Annotated in this window: 12 protein-coding genes; 3 read left to right on the forward strand and 9 right to left on the reverse strand. The window is 72.1% G+C overall.

Going from position 1 to position 13,307, the window contains the following annotated elements:
* Window positions 1-141 precede the first annotated feature (141 nt).
* The 3 genes from ACFWBQ_RS15325 to ACFWBQ_RS15335 form a co-directional block, all read right to left on the reverse strand.
* Complete coding sequence (locus ACFWBQ_RS15325) at window positions 142-1,101, reverse strand: AEC family transporter (protein ID WP_385488083.1); 960 nt, start codon at window positions 1,099-1,101, stop codon at window positions 142-144.
* 88 nt (window positions 1,102-1,189) lie between these two features.
* Complete coding sequence (locus ACFWBQ_RS15330) at window positions 1,190-2,551, reverse strand: MFS transporter (protein WP_385488086.1); 1,362 nt, start codon at window positions 2,549-2,551, stop codon at window positions 1,190-1,192.
* Between the two features lie 237 nt (window positions 2,552-2,788).
* A complete protein-coding gene (locus tag ACFWBQ_RS15335) occupies window positions 2,789-3,451 on the reverse strand; it encodes a TetR family transcriptional regulator (RefSeq protein ID WP_385488089.1) in 663 nt (220 codons plus the stop codon).
* A gap of 144 nt (window positions 3,452-3,595) precedes the next feature.
* Here ACFWBQ_RS15335 and aroQ point away from each other — a divergent pair, with 144 nt between their 5' ends.
* The 3 genes from aroQ to ACFWBQ_RS15350 all read left to right on the forward strand — a co-directional run bounded on the left by aroQ (window position 3,596) and on the right by ACFWBQ_RS15350 (window position 6,823).
* Entirely contained in the window at window positions 3,596-4,066 is a 471-nt protein-coding gene (gene aroQ, locus ACFWBQ_RS15340; RefSeq protein ID WP_385488092.1) for a type II 3-dehydroquinate dehydratase, read from the forward strand.
* Window positions 4,063-4,926 (forward strand): shikimate dehydrogenase, encoded by an 864-nt coding sequence (locus ACFWBQ_RS15345; RefSeq protein WP_385488095.1) that lies wholly within the window; start codon window positions 4,063-4,065, stop codon window positions 4,924-4,926. Before aroQ ends, ACFWBQ_RS15345 begins: the two co-directional genes overlap by 4 nt.
* A 121-nt stretch (window positions 4,927-5,047) precedes the next feature.
* Window positions 5,048-6,823: a bifunctional sugar phosphate isomerase/epimerase/4-hydroxyphenylpyruvate dioxygenase family protein gene (locus tag ACFWBQ_RS15350; RefSeq protein ID WP_385488098.1), complete on the forward strand. Its 1,776-nt coding sequence runs from the start codon at window positions 5,048-5,050 to the stop codon at window positions 6,821-6,823.
* Window positions 6,824-6,892: 69 nt separating this feature from the next.
* Here ACFWBQ_RS15350 and ACFWBQ_RS15355 read toward each other — a convergent pair whose 3' ends face one another.
* The 6 genes from ACFWBQ_RS15355 to ACFWBQ_RS15380 form a co-directional block, all read right to left on the reverse strand.
* Window positions 6,893-7,312: a transglycosylase SLT domain-containing protein gene (locus tag ACFWBQ_RS15355; RefSeq protein WP_385488560.1), complete on the reverse strand. Its 420-nt coding sequence runs from the start codon at window positions 7,310-7,312 to the stop codon at window positions 6,893-6,895.
* 314 nt (window positions 7,313-7,626) lie between these two features.
* Window positions 7,627-8,451, reverse strand: a complete 825-nt coding sequence (locus ACFWBQ_RS15360) for an ECF transporter S component (protein ID WP_385488101.1) — start codon at window positions 8,449-8,451, stop codon at window positions 7,627-7,629.
* The gene (locus ACFWBQ_RS15365; protein ID WP_385488104.1) at window positions 8,448-10,178 is read right to left on the reverse strand and encodes an ABC transporter ATP-binding protein; all 1,731 of its coding nucleotides are present in this window, start codon (window positions 10,176-10,178) and stop codon (window positions 8,448-8,450) included. Before ACFWBQ_RS15365 ends, ACFWBQ_RS15360 begins: the two co-directional genes overlap by 4 nt.
* A complete protein-coding gene (locus ACFWBQ_RS15370; protein WP_385488107.1) occupies window positions 10,175-11,323 on the reverse strand; it encodes an energy-coupling factor transporter transmembrane component T in 1,149 nt (382 codons plus the stop codon). Before ACFWBQ_RS15370 ends, ACFWBQ_RS15365 begins: the two co-directional genes overlap by 4 nt.
* Window positions 11,320-11,997 carry an SCO2322 family protein gene (locus tag ACFWBQ_RS15375; RefSeq protein ID WP_385488110.1) on the reverse strand — a complete coding sequence of 226 codons (678 nt, stop codon included), beginning with the start codon at window positions 11,995-11,997 and terminating at the stop codon, window positions 11,320-11,322. The genes ACFWBQ_RS15370 and ACFWBQ_RS15375 overlap by 4 nt, the downstream gene beginning before the upstream one ends.
* Window positions 11,994-13,241 (reverse strand): prenyltransferase/squalene oxidase repeat-containing protein, encoded by a 1,248-nt coding sequence (locus ACFWBQ_RS15380; protein WP_385488114.1) that lies wholly within the window; start codon window positions 13,239-13,241, stop codon window positions 11,994-11,996. The genes ACFWBQ_RS15375 and ACFWBQ_RS15380 overlap by 4 nt, the downstream gene beginning before the upstream one ends.
* Window positions 13,242-13,307 lie beyond the last annotated feature (66 nt).

Raw genomic sequence — 13,307 nt, forward strand, 5'->3', positions numbered from 1 at the left:
AACGGCGGAGCTCCGCGCGCCGCGTGGGGGAGGGCCGAAGGGGTGCCGGGGACAACTTCCGCCTCCCCGGCACCCCTTCGGCCGGGATCGCCGCGTCTGACCAGCATCCGCCCGAAACCACAGGTCCGCCACTCGAACGGCTCAGCCGTCCGACGGTCCCAGCACCCAGGTCGCCAAGGACAGCGTGGCCATCGACACGACCGTGGACGCCACCACCGCATTGCGGGCGAGCGTGGTGTCCAGCGCGTACTGCCCGGCGTAGATGAAGGCGTTCTGGGCGGTCGGCAGCGCGGAGCACAGGACCACCGCGAGGAGCTGGTGGTCCGCGAGGTCCAGGAGCAGCGGGCCGCCGACGGCAAAGGCGATCAGGGGCTGCAGAAGTGTCTTGAGAGCCACCACCGTCCCCAGTTCCGCCCGGTTGCCCGGGGCAGTGGTTCCCGCCGGTTCCGGGCGGGTGTGCAGCGACAGGCCGAGCGTGATCAGGGCCGTGGGAACGGCTGCGGACCCCAGCAGATCGCAGGAGTGGGTGAACGCCACCGGCAGCCGCAGCCCGGTCGCCGAGACACCGACGCCGAGCAGCGAGGCCATGATGACCGGGTTGCGGACCGGCATGGTCAGCATGCGGCGCAGCCCCGCACGCCAGTGGGCGCTGCCCCTGTCCGTGCCGGTGTCCAGCAGGGTCAGGATCACCGGGGACACCAGCAGCACCTGGAACAGGATGACCTGGGCGACGAAGGACGCGTCGCCCAGCACCTGGACGGCCACCGGAATGCCGAGGTTGGCCGAGTTCACGTACCCCGATGCCATACCGCTGATCGCGCCGTCGGCCGTCTTGCGGCCGAAGAAGCGCCGGGCCACCAGCAGGCCGAGAGCGCAGACGAGCACCGTGCCGGCCGCGAAGGCGATCACCGAGGTGTTCACGAACGAGCCCAGGTGCGCGTCCGAGACCATCATGAACAGCGCCGCGGGCATGGCCACATGGAAGACGAAACGGCCGAGCACCGCCTCGGCCTGCTCCCCGAGCAGCCGCCCGCGCCCGGCCGCGTAACCGATGGCGGTCAGCGTCCAGATGGGGGCGAAGCCGGAGAGCAGGGCATGCATGGGACTCATGATCCCTGCGGGCAGTGGCCCGGCCGTACGGGGGGCCGGGCCACGGCAGGATGCCACTGACGGGGCAGGGCGGGCGGGATCAGACCCCGACCGACATCCCGGCCTTCGGGGTCACCTCGTCGCTGCGCTCCCCGAGGTGCTCCGTCTCCACATGGGCGGTCTCGCGGGCGGTGAACGCCGCGATCACGGGCGGCAGGCAGAGTGCGGCCGCGAAGAGCGCGACGCCTGCCCAGTTGTCCCCGTCGGGGCCGGCGATCTGCGAAGCGAAGGCCACGGCGAAACCGGCGATGGCGAAGCCGGTCTGGGTGCCGATCGCCATGCCCGAGAGCCTGACCCGGGTGGGGAACATCTCGCCGTAGAACGAGGGCCAGACGCCGTTCGCGGCGCTGTAGACGACACCGAAGACGAGGATCCCCAGCCCCAGCACGAGGGGATAGCTGCCGGTGGAGATCGCCCACAGGTAGAGCGGCATCGCCACCGCACTGCCGATGGCGCCGATCAGGAAGACCGGCCTGCGCCCGATGCGGTCCGAGAGCCGGGCCCACAGCGGGATCGTGAACAGGGCGACGAGATTGGCCAGGGCGCCGACCCACAGCATCCCGGTCCGGCCCATGCCCACGGCGTCGCTGGTCGCGTACGACAGCGCCCAGACGGTGAAGATCGTGCTGACGGTGGCGATCACCGCGCACCCGACGACCCGCAGTACATCGGCCCAGTGGTCGCGGACCAGGACGGTGAGCGGCATCTTCGCCACACCTTCGGTCGCTGCCTGCCTGGCGAAGACGGGTGTCTCCTCCAGGGTGCGGCGGATGACGTAACCCGTCACCGCGACGGCGATGCTCAGCCAGAACGGGATGCGCCAGCCCCAGGAGAGCAGTTGCTCCTCGGGCAGAGCGGCGACCGGGATGAAGGCGAGGGTCGCGATCAGCTGGCCGGCCTGCGTTCCGTTGATGGTGAAGCTGGTGAAGTAGCCGCGCCGGTGCGCCGGCGCGTGTTCCAGGCTCATGGAGTTGGCGCTGGCCTGCTCGCCCGCCGCGGATATGCCCTGGAGGATACGGAGGAGCACGAGCAGGACCGGAGCGGCGCCGCCGATCTGCTCCCGGGTGGGCAGGCAGCCGATGAGGAACGTCGAGAGGCCCATCAGGATCAGCGTGAAGACCATGATCTTCTTGCGGCCGACCCGGTCTCCGACATGGCCGAGGAAGAGCGCGCCGACCGGACGGGCGGCGTAGGCGACACCGAAGGTGGCCAGCGACAGCAACGTCGCGTTCGCGGGATCGGACTCGTCGAAGAAGACCTTCGGGAAGATCAGCGCGGCCGCGCTGCCGTAGATGAAGAAGTCGTAGTACTCCAGGGCGCTGCCGATCCAGGCGGCGAGCGCGGCCTTACGGGGCTGGGCCTGAGGCAGCGGGGGACCGGTTGCGGGGTCGTGAACGGTCACGTCGTACTCCTTCGGGGACGTTCCGTGGGGGAGAGCGAGCGGGTGGAGCGAGCCGGCGCAGCTAATGAACGCACTAGGTAGTTAGTTGTGGATGGCTACGGATGCTGCGAGGAGATGGCGGCCCTGTCAAGAGTCCGCGCAGAACCCAGTGGTCCGCGGGTGCACCCGGACATGCTCCGCGGCCGTCTCCGCCGGCCCTGCTCCCGAACCGCCCCCGGCCCTGCCCCGGCCGCGGGCTCAGGCCGCCCGGTCGGCCGTCAGATAGGCGATGATCATGTCGCCGAGCATGGTTCGGTAGTGCTCCCGCAGGCCGGGGGCGACGAGGTCGCGGCCGAAGAGTGCGCCGAAGGTGTGCCGGTTCGCGATCCGGAAGAAGCAGAAGGAACTGATCATCGCGTGCAGGTCCACCGCGTCGATGTCCGCCGTGAACAGCCCCGATGTGCGGCCCGTGTCCAGGATGCGCCGCAGGACATCGATCGCGGGGGAGCCGATCCGGCTCAACTCCGCCGAGGCGGCGATGTGTTCGGCCTCATGGATGTTCTCGATGCTGACGAGCCGGATGAAGTCCGGGTGGTCCTCATGGTGGTCGAAGGTCAGCTCGGCCAGTCGGCGGACCGCCGCCACGGGGTCGAGGTGCTCGACATCCAGCAGCTGTTCCGCCTGCCGGATCCTGCTGTACGCCCGCTCCAGCACCGCGGTGAACAGCTGCTCCTTGCCCCCGAAGTAGTAATAGATCATCCGCTTCGTCGTGCGGGTGCGGGCCGCGATCTCGTCGACCCGGGCGCCTGTGTAGCCGAGGCGTGCGAATTCCTGCGTGGCCACGGTGAGGATCTCGTCCCGTGTGCGGGCCGCGTCGCGGGTGCGCCCGGCGGGTTGGGCGGGTCCTTGGGTGCTGGTCATCCGGATCCTCCGCGGGCCGTCGGTGAGTGCTCGCGATTCTAGAAGCCGGGGGTCGCAGCGGCTGATCCGGGCCGGGGTCTTCCCAGGGCGGCTCGCTTTGGGTATGACTAACTAACCAGTCCGTACATTAGCGGGAAGTGAGCGATGCCGAACCATGCCGACGCACCCCAGGGCGCCCCGGTCCTTGTGCTGAACGGGCCGAATCTCGGCCTGCTCGGTCTGCGCGAGCTCGCCGTCTACGGAAGGGGCACCCTCGCCGACATCGAGGAGCTCTGCCGCCGAACCGCTGCGGAACACGGTTTGCGCGCCGACTGCCGGCAGAGCAACCACGAGGGCGTGCTCATCGACGCCGTCCACGAGGCCCGCACCGCGCACCGCGGCATCGTGATCAATCCCGCCGGGTACAGCCACACCTCGGTCGCCCTGCGCGACGCGCTCGCCGCCGTGGAGCTGCCCGTCGTGGAGGTGCACCTGTCGAACATCCACCGGCGCGAAGCGTTCCGCCACCACAGCTGTGTCTCGGGCGTCGTCGGCACCGTCATCTGCGGGGCGGGTGCCCACGGGTACGCCATGGCCCTCACCCACCTCGCCCAGCTCCTGGAGGAGAACCGTTGAGCCCGGACTCGTATCTCGTCGGCCTCATCGGCTCCGGCATCGGCCCCTCGCTCAGCCCCGCGCTCCACGAACGGGAAGCGGACCGGCAGGGCCTGCGCTATCTCTACCGCCTCATCGACATCGGCACGCTCGGTGTCCCACCGGAGAAGACCGGTGAACTCGTGCGCGCCGCACGCGACATGGGGTACGACGGCCTCAACGTGACCCACCCCTGCAAACAGCAGGTCCTGGATCATCTGGACGCACTCTCCCCGCAGGCCGAGGCGCTCGGCGCGGTCAACACCGTTGTCTTCGAGGGGGACAGGGCGACCGGCCACAACACCGACGCCACGGGCTTCGCCGCGTCCTTCGCCCGGGGGCTGCCCGACGCGTCGTTGGACCGGGTCGTGCAACTGGGCGCCGGCGGAGCGGGAGCAGCCGTCGCGCATGCCCTGCTCGCCCTGGGCTCCGGCCGGCTCACCGTGCTGGACGCCGTTCCCGAGCGGGCCGGCGCCCTCGCCGAGTCCCTGAACCGGCACTTCGGTGCGGGGCGGGCGGATGCCGCAGACCTCCTCGACATCGCCGCGCGGACGGCGGGTGCCGACGGGCTGGTCAACGCCACCCCCATCGGGATGGCCGCCCACCCCGGACTCCCGCTCCCCGCGGACCTGCTGCACCCCGGCCTGTGGGTCTCCGAGGTCGTCTACCGCCCGCTGGAGACGGCCCTCGTACGCACAGCCCGCGCGCTCGGCTGCGCCACCCTCGACGGCGGCGGCATGGCCGCCTACCAGGCCGCCGACTCCTTCCGGCTGTTCACCGGCCGCGAACCCGACACCGCGCGCATGCTCGCCGACATCGCCGATCTCACGTCCGCCGACTGAAGCCCACCGAACCGCACTGAAGTGCACCGCACCGCTCCGAAGCCCACCGAAGCCAGAAGCCCGAAGCCGAAGCCAGAAGCCCGAAGCCCGAAGCCCGAAGCCCGAAGCCCGGAGGACCGACATGCGTACGTCCATCGCCACCGTCTCGCTCAGCGGCCCGCTCACCGAGAAGCTCACCGCGGCCGCGCGCGCCGGCTTCGACGGAGTCGAGATCTTCGAGAACGACCTGATCGGCAGCCCGCTCACCCCGGAGGAGATCAGGGAACGCACCGCGGACCTCGGCCTGACGATCGACCTCTACCAGCCGATGCGCGACATCGAGGCCGTTCCCGAGGGCGAGTTCGCCCGCAACCTGCGGCGTGCCGAGCACAAGTTCCGTCTGATGCGGCGACTCGGTGCCGACACGGTCCTGGTCTGCTCCAGCGTTTCGCCGCAGGCCCACGACGACGACGCACTCGCCGCCGAGCAGCTCCGCCGACTCGCGGACCTCGCGCAGGAGTTCGATATCCGTATCGCGTACGAGGCGCTGGCGTGGGGCCGTCACGTCAGTACGTACGACCACGCCTGGCGCATCGTCGAAGCCGCGGACCATCCGGCTCTCGGTGTCTGCCTGGACAGCTTCCACATCCTCGCCCGGGGCTCCGACCCCGCAGGGATCGAGGACATCCCCGGCGACAAGATCTTCTTCCTGCAGCTCGCCGACGCCCCGCTGATGGCCCTGGACGTCCTGCAGTGGAGCCGCCACTACCGCTGCTTCCCGGGCCAGGGAGACCTCGACGTAGCCGGGCTGGTCGGGGCCGCTGTACGGGCCGGCTACGAGGGCCCCCTCTCCCTGGAGGTCTTCAACGACGTCTTCCGCCAGGCGGAGGCGGGCCGCACCGCGGTGGACGCCCAGCGTTCCCTGGCCCTGCTGCAGGAGTCCGCGGGCCTGACCACACCCCCGGCGCCGGTCGTTCCCACCGGATTCGCCTTCGTCGAGATCGCCACCGCCGACACGGCCAGGATCACGCCCCTGCTGACCGCGCTCGGCTTCTCCCGCACGGCCAGGCACTCCGGCAAGCCGGTGGACCTCTGGGAACAGGGCGCGGCCCGCATCCTCCTCAACACCGACACCGGCAGTCACCGGCCGGACCCCTCACTCACCGCCATCGGCCTGGAGAATCCCGACCCGGCGGCGGCATCCTCCCGGGCGGAGTCCCTTCTCGCCCCCGTACTGCCCAGGCGCCGCGCACCCCTGGACGCCCCGCTGGACGCGGTGGCCGCGCCCGACGGCACCGAATTCTTCTTCTGCGCCACGGGCCGCCCCGGGCACCCCAGCTGGACCGGTGACTTCACCCCCGCCGCGCACACGCCGGGCGGTATCGGCGTCACACGCATCGACCATGTCGCGCTCACCCAGCCCTGGCACCAGTTCGACGAGGCGGCCCTCTTCCACCGCAGTGTGCTCGGCCTCCAACCGCACGCGAGCATCGACCTCGCGGACCCGTACGGCCTGCTCCGCAGCCGCGCCGCCAGTAACCCCGAAGGAACCGTGCGCATCGCCCTCGGCGTGGGTGCATCTCCCACGGACGACCCCGCACGCCCCCAACACGTGGCCCTGGTCACCGACGACCTCGTCACCGCGGTCCGCCGCGCCCGCGCGGCCGGCGCCCGGCTGCTGCCGGTGCCCGCCAACTACTACGACGACCTGGCCGCGCGCCACGAGTTCGCCCCCGGCGAGCTGGAGACGTACCGCGAACTCGGCATCCTCTACGACCGTGACGAGAAGGGGGAGTTCCGGCACTGCTACTCCGCGACGATCGGCAGCCTCTTCTTCGAACTCGTCGAGCGCATGGGCGGATACGACGGATACGGGGCCCAGAACGCCCCCGTCCGGCTCGCCGCCCAGCGGACGTGAACGCACGCACACACCGCAGGGCCCCGACCGGTGAACCGGTCGGGGCCCTGCGACATGCGTGTGGGGGGATCAGTACCAGCCGTTGGACTGCCAGAAGTCCCAGGCGCCGCACGGGCTGCCGTAGCGGTCCTCCATGTAGTCGACGCCCCACTTGATCTGCGTCTCGGCGTTGGTCTGCCAGTCGGAGCCCGCCGACGCCATCTTCGAGCCGGGCAGGGCCTGGACCAGGCCGTACGCGCCGGAGGAGGCGTTGGAGGCGTGTACGTCCCAGTCGCTCTCGTGGTCCACGATCTTGTTGAAGCACTCGTACTGGGCGCTGTCGTCGATCATCTTCTTCGCCGTTGCCTGCGCGCTCGTCGTGGTCGTCGGAGCGGCGGCGGGGGCAGCCATCGCCGGGGTCACGCCGAGGGCCAGTCCGGTGGCACCCAGCAGCACGGAGGCACCGGTGACAGCGGCCCTGCGACGGGTGATGCGGGGCCGGGTGAGCATGCGACGGGCAGACGACACGTAGAACCTAACGTCGGGGACGGGGATGTCGCGGCCGGTCCTGAAGTGCGGGAGCGGTACTCGTCGACCGCGGTCCGTTCGGGCGGACACTGCGGTGCTCGGCGACGTCATCCATCGTGAGCGATGCCGTCCGGACCGCGCAACGACCGCCGGTACGACCGTGCGTCGTAGCGGGGCCGGAGTCCCTGACCGAAGGGCCCGGCCCGAAGACCGCGCCGGACGGGAAGCGGGTGCGCGGGCGGAGTTCTCGGCTCTCCGGTGCCCGGTAGTACAGGACCATGGTCCTGTGGGCACCCTCACCGCTTCGGGACCTCGAATGTGACCTCGGCCTCGAAGGCCGCACGCCGGGTCGCCCGGCGCAGGGCCTTCAGCAGGGTGGGGCCGATGGTGAGGGTCAGGGCGACGGTGAGGACGGCGCGGCCCAGGTCCCAGCCCAGCGAGGTGGCCACGCAGTACGCGAGGAAGCGGACCAGGTTCTCGTGCAGTGGGTCACCCGGGACGAAGGAGATCCCGGAACCGAGCCCGGGCACGATCGTCCAGCCCTGCAGGTTCATCACCGTGCCGTACGCGAACGCCGCCACGAAACCGTACGCCGCGAGCATCAGCACCTCGCCCCGGCCCCGCAGCCGGTCCGGGCCGGGCAGCAGGCCCGCGCCCATCGCGAACCAGCCCATCGACAGCATCTGGAACGGCATCCACGGACCCACCCCTCCGGTGAGCAGGGCGGAGGCGAACAACGTCACCGAGCCGAGCACGAAAGCGAAGCCCGGGCCGAGGACCCGGCCGCTCAGCACCATCAGGAAGAACATGGGTTCCAGGCCCGCCGTCCCCGCACCCAGGGGGCGCAGCGCGGCGCCGACCGCAGCGAGGACGCCGAGCATCGCCACCGCCTTCGCGTCCAGGCCACCGTCCGCGATCGTCGCGACGACCACGCCGACGAGCAGGACGAGCAGCGCGGCGAACAGCCACGGCGCGTCCTGGGCGTGGGCGGCGAGACCGGAGCCCCGGCCGGCCAGCAGCGGCCAGCCGAAGGCGATCACCCCGATCGCGCTGACCAGGACGAGGGCGGCAGCGGCACGCGGGCCGAGACGGACCGGGCGGGCCGGACGGGGGCCGGTCATGCGGTGGGCTCCCCGGGAGCGGACGCTTCCAGCGCCGTGCGTACCTGCGCCACGGTCAGCCACTCCTGCGGGGCCAGGATCTTCGAGGTCTGCGGGGCGAACGCGGGGGAGGAGACCACGACCTGCCGTGTCGGACCGTCGGCGACGATCTCGCCGTCGGCGAGGATCACCACCCGTTGGGCCAGTTCCGCCGCCAGCTCCACATCGTGTGTGGCCAGGACGATGGCGTGGCCGTCGGCGGCCAGCCTGCGGAGCACCCCGATCAGCCGGGCCTTCGCCGCGTAGTCGAGGCCGCGCGTCGGCTCGTCCAGGAGGAGGAGCGGCGGACGGGCGGTGAGCACCAGGGCGAGGGCCAGGGCGAGCCGCTGCCCCTCGGACAGGTCGCGGGGGTGGGTGTCGTCCGGCACACCGGGCAGCAGCTCGGAGACCAGGGCACGGCAGCTGCCCGCGGGCGCCCCCGCGTCGGAGTCGGCCGCCGCGCACTCGCCGGCGACCGTGTCGGCGTACAGCAGATCGCGTGGTTCCTGCGGTACGAGCCCGACCCGGCGCACCATGTCGCGCGGAGCCGTACGGGAGGGGACCAGGCCGCCCACGCGTACGGAACCCGTGGTGGGCTCGATCATTCCGACGAGCGTGGACAGCAGGGTCGACTTGCCCGCACCGTTGCGGCCCATCAGGGCCACGGTCTCGCCGGGCGCGACGGACAGCGTCACCCGGCGCAGCGCCTCGACCCGCCCGCGTCGCACACCGAGGTTCTCGACCCGGGTGACGGCGTCGCCCGCAAGGGGCCCGGGTGCGGTGATCGGGCGGCGGCCGAGCAGTCGGCCGATGAACCCCGCGGATGCGGCGGCGGGAGCGGGGAGGGGGGCGAGGACCGCGTCCGGGGACGTCGGCGCAGGCGGCAGCTGGACCTGCGCCAGCCGCTCCCGGAGTTCCGCCCCCCGGCGCCGTGCGTCGCGCACCGACAGCGGCAGCGGCTCCCAGCCCGCCAGCAGCCCGAGGGCCACCACCGGCGGGCGTACCGGAGAGACGGCCATGATGTCCGCGGGGGTGCCCATGACCGGGGCTGCGCCCGGCGAGGGCAGCAGGACGATCCGGTCCGCGTACTGCACCACCCGCTCCAGCCGGTGCTCGGCCATCAGTACCGTCGTACCCAGGTCGTGCACCAGACGCTGGAGCACCGCCAGCACCTCCTCGGCCGCCGCCGGATCCAGCGCGGACGTCGGCTCGTCGAGGACCAGGACCTTGGGGTGCGGAGTGAGGACCGAGCCGATCGCGACGCGCTGCTGCTGGCCCCCGGACAGCGTGGAGATCGGCCGGTCGCGCAGTTCGGCCAGACCCAGCAGGTCCAGCGTCTCCTCGACCCGCCGCCGCATCACATCGGGGGCGAGGCCGAGCGACTCCATGCCGTACGCCAGCTCGTCCTCGACCGTGTCCGTGACGAAGTGGGCGAGCGGGTCCTGGCCCACCGTGCCGACGAGATCGGCGAGTTCACGGGGTTTGTGGGTACGGGTGTCACGGCCGTCGACCGTGACCCTGCCCCGCAGCACGCCGCCGGTGAAATGCGGTACGAGACCGGAGACGGCACCCAGCAGAGTCGACTTGCCGACTCCGGACGGGCCGACGAGCAGCGCCAGCTCACCCTCGGGGACGGTGAGGTCGACGCCCGAGAGCGTGGGACGGCCCGTGCCCTCGTACTGCACCGAAACCTGTTCGAACCGGATCACGGCTGCTCCTTGGACGTGCGGGAGATCGGCGGCGGGACGGGCGCCACCACGGCGGGCAACAGCCCGGCCAGCACCGCGGCAGCGGGCCACAGCGGCAGTACGGGAGCGGTCAGCGGTACGACACCGGGGCGCAGCGCCGCCGGATCGGCGCTCCCCGCCCGGATCATCACCGCCGCGACGACCACGCCCGAGCCCGCGACCAGCCAGGCCCGTACACCCCACCGGTCCGGCCGGTAGCGGGTACGGACCGAGCGGCGCCCGCCGAGTCTGAGTCCGGCCATCGCCGCGACCAGCCCGGCGAGCAGCAGCGGCAGCCCGTACACCGCGCCCTGCACGGCCAGCAGCCCGTACGTTCCCGCGCACACGCCCAGCAGCCCGCCGAGCGTGAGCGCGTTCGTGGTGTGCCGGACGGCGGGCGGAACCTGGGCCGTGCGCCCGTACCCCCGCGCGTCCATCGAAGCCGCCACCGCCACCGAACGCTCCAGCGCGCCCTCCAGCACCGGCAGTCCGATCTGGAGCACCGCCCCGATCCCGCCGGTCGCACGCCCCCGCAGCCTCCGGGCCGTCCGCAGCCGCACCACATCGGCGACCATGTTCGGCGCGAAGGTCATCGCGACGACGACGGCGACCCCCGCCTCGTACAGTGCGCCCGGCAGCGACTTCAGGAGCCGGGCGGGGTTGGCCAGCGAGTTCGCCGCCCCCACACAGATCAGCAGGGTGGCCAGCTTCGCTCCGTCGTACAACGCGAAGACCAGCTGTTCGGCGGTGACCCGGCCGCCGATCCTGACCCCCTGCGCCCAGTCGGGCAGCGGCACTTCGGGCAGGGTGAATGCTGTGTGCGTCCCCGGGATCGGCGAGCCGAGGAACACGGAGAAGACCAGCCGCACACCGACGACGAACAGCCCCAGCTTGATGAACGCCCCGTACGAGCGGGCCCACGGCGCATCCGTCCGGCGAGCTGCCACCACATAACCCGCCACGCCCACCAGCAGGCCGAGCAGCAGCGGATTGGTCGTACGGGACGCGGCCGTGGCGAGGCCGAGCGCCCACAGCCACCAGGCTCCGGCCGGCAGCGCGTTGCTGCGGGTGGCCTCGGGTGCGCGCCGCGCACGGTGGAGCCGGGCCGTGCCGGTGGAACGGGTCATCGGCGGCGTCGGGCCTGCAGCACCGCGGCGACACCGAGCAGGAGGACCGCGCCGACCCCGGCCAGCACGCCGGCCGACGGACCGCCGCCGCCGGAGGCGCCGACGGCGTCGTCCGTGGCGGACGCCGTGGCCGGTCCGCCGGACTCCGCGGCACCGGAGTCCTCACCGACCTGCTCACCGCAGCCCGATGCGGGATAGCCCGATATCGCGCAGAGCATCGCGGAACTGTCGTACCGCAGCGGCTTCGCCACCGAGGCGAGCGCCTCGGCGGAGCTCGCGTCCGGCGCCACCTGCGCGCACGCGGTACGCAGCGCGGGAGGCTTCTCGCCGTCCGGGGCGTCCGCCGCCGTACCCGAGTCGACGACCAGCGCGATCCGCTTGCGGCCGTCCTTCGCGGGGGTGCCCGCACAGATCGCCCCGAAGTCCGGGGCCCGGCGCGGCTGGGCCGAATCCTGCGAGTCCTCGCTCACCGAGAACCGGAAACCCTGCACCGTGCCGTCGTCCGGCCGGATCAGGGACGGGCCCTGCGTGGCGTACGTCCAGCCCTTCCCGCCGTCGCTCTCCCAGAACGACCAGTAGCGGTAACCGGCCGCCTGCGCGCTTCCCGCGCCCAGCACGGTCAGCAGAGCGCCGATGAGGAGAAGGAGCGCCGCGGTGACCGGCGTGCGCCTCACAGCTGCTGGTTCTTCCGGCGTCCGCTGAGCAGGAAGCCGATGCCCGCTCCGAAGGCGAGACCGATACCGACGAGCCACCAGACACCCAGTCCGCCGTCGTCGCTGCTCGTGTCCTTCGGCTGCTGCGCCGACGCCGTCGGCGAGGGCACGGCGGTGGCGGCGGGCTTGGGGCCGGACGCGTTGAGCTGCTTGACGAGGTCGACGCCGCCGAAGTCACGGGCGTCCGCGCCCGTCGCGTGTGCGGCGAGCACCAGCTGGGCAGTGGCGGCGGGGCCGCCCTCCTTGGCCCAGCCCTGCGCGTTCTTCTTCAGATACGTGACCGCTCCGGCCGCCTTGTCCTTGTGGCCGGACGCCGCCAGGGCGACGACCGCGTCGGCGGTGTTGCCGAAGTCCGGCTGCGGCGAGGAGTCCTCGGCACCCGGCATCGGCGGGAGCTCCAGATGGCCCGACTCCGCGAGCGCGCCCGCGAGGTAGTAGGCGCCGTTCTGCGCGGACTGTTCGGCGGTGAGGCCGGTGCCCTTGTGGCAGACGGGGGCCTTCACCGCGTTGGAGTTACCGGCGGCCAGGCCCTTGCCCATCGCACCGAGCACCGCGGCCGCCGTGGCGTCCGCGTTGGCGGCGAGCTTGCCGTCCTTGTCCGGCTGGTACGCGAAAGCGCCGCCGCCTTCGCCGCCGCACGGCAGAGCGAACGTCTGCAGCGCCGTGTACGGCGTCTTCCCGCCGTCGGTCGTGACGTCGGCCAGCGGCACACCCGCGCGGGCCAGCGCTCCGATCACGACGGCGGTGGAGTTGGCGTCGCTCGGGCTGCCCGGGTTGTACCCCCAGCCGCCGTCCTCGTTCTGTACGGACTTGAGGAAGCCGACGCCCATGTCCACGACCTCGCGGTGCACGGCGAGCTCGACCATGGCCTGGACCGCGGCCGCGGTCGCGTTGGTGTCCGCCACCGTCTTCGCGCCACAGGGCTTGGACGCGTCGCGGTACGAGGCGAAGGCTCCGTCGTCGCACTGCTGGCCCACCAGCCAGTCCACCGACTCCGTGGCGGGCGTGACCAGTTCGATCTTCTGGGCGAGGAAGGCCAGCGACTGGCGCCACACACCGTCGTACGTGGGGTCCTTCGTGCCGTACAGCCCGGCAGGCAGGTCCGCCGACGGGGACGGACTCGGTGCGGCGACCGCTGCGGGGGCGGCTGCGGAACAGAGCACGGCGGTGATCGCGAGTGCTGCCGCGCGGCGGCGTACGGTCATGGCGGGCTGGGCCTCTCCTGCGAGGACCGGGCACAGGCACACGGATGCACCGGGCTCGGGCCCCGT

Source organism: Streptomyces sp. NPDC060035 (assembly GCF_042736635.1).
Lineage (GTDB): Bacteria > Actinomycetota > Actinomycetes > Streptomycetales > Streptomycetaceae > Streptomyces.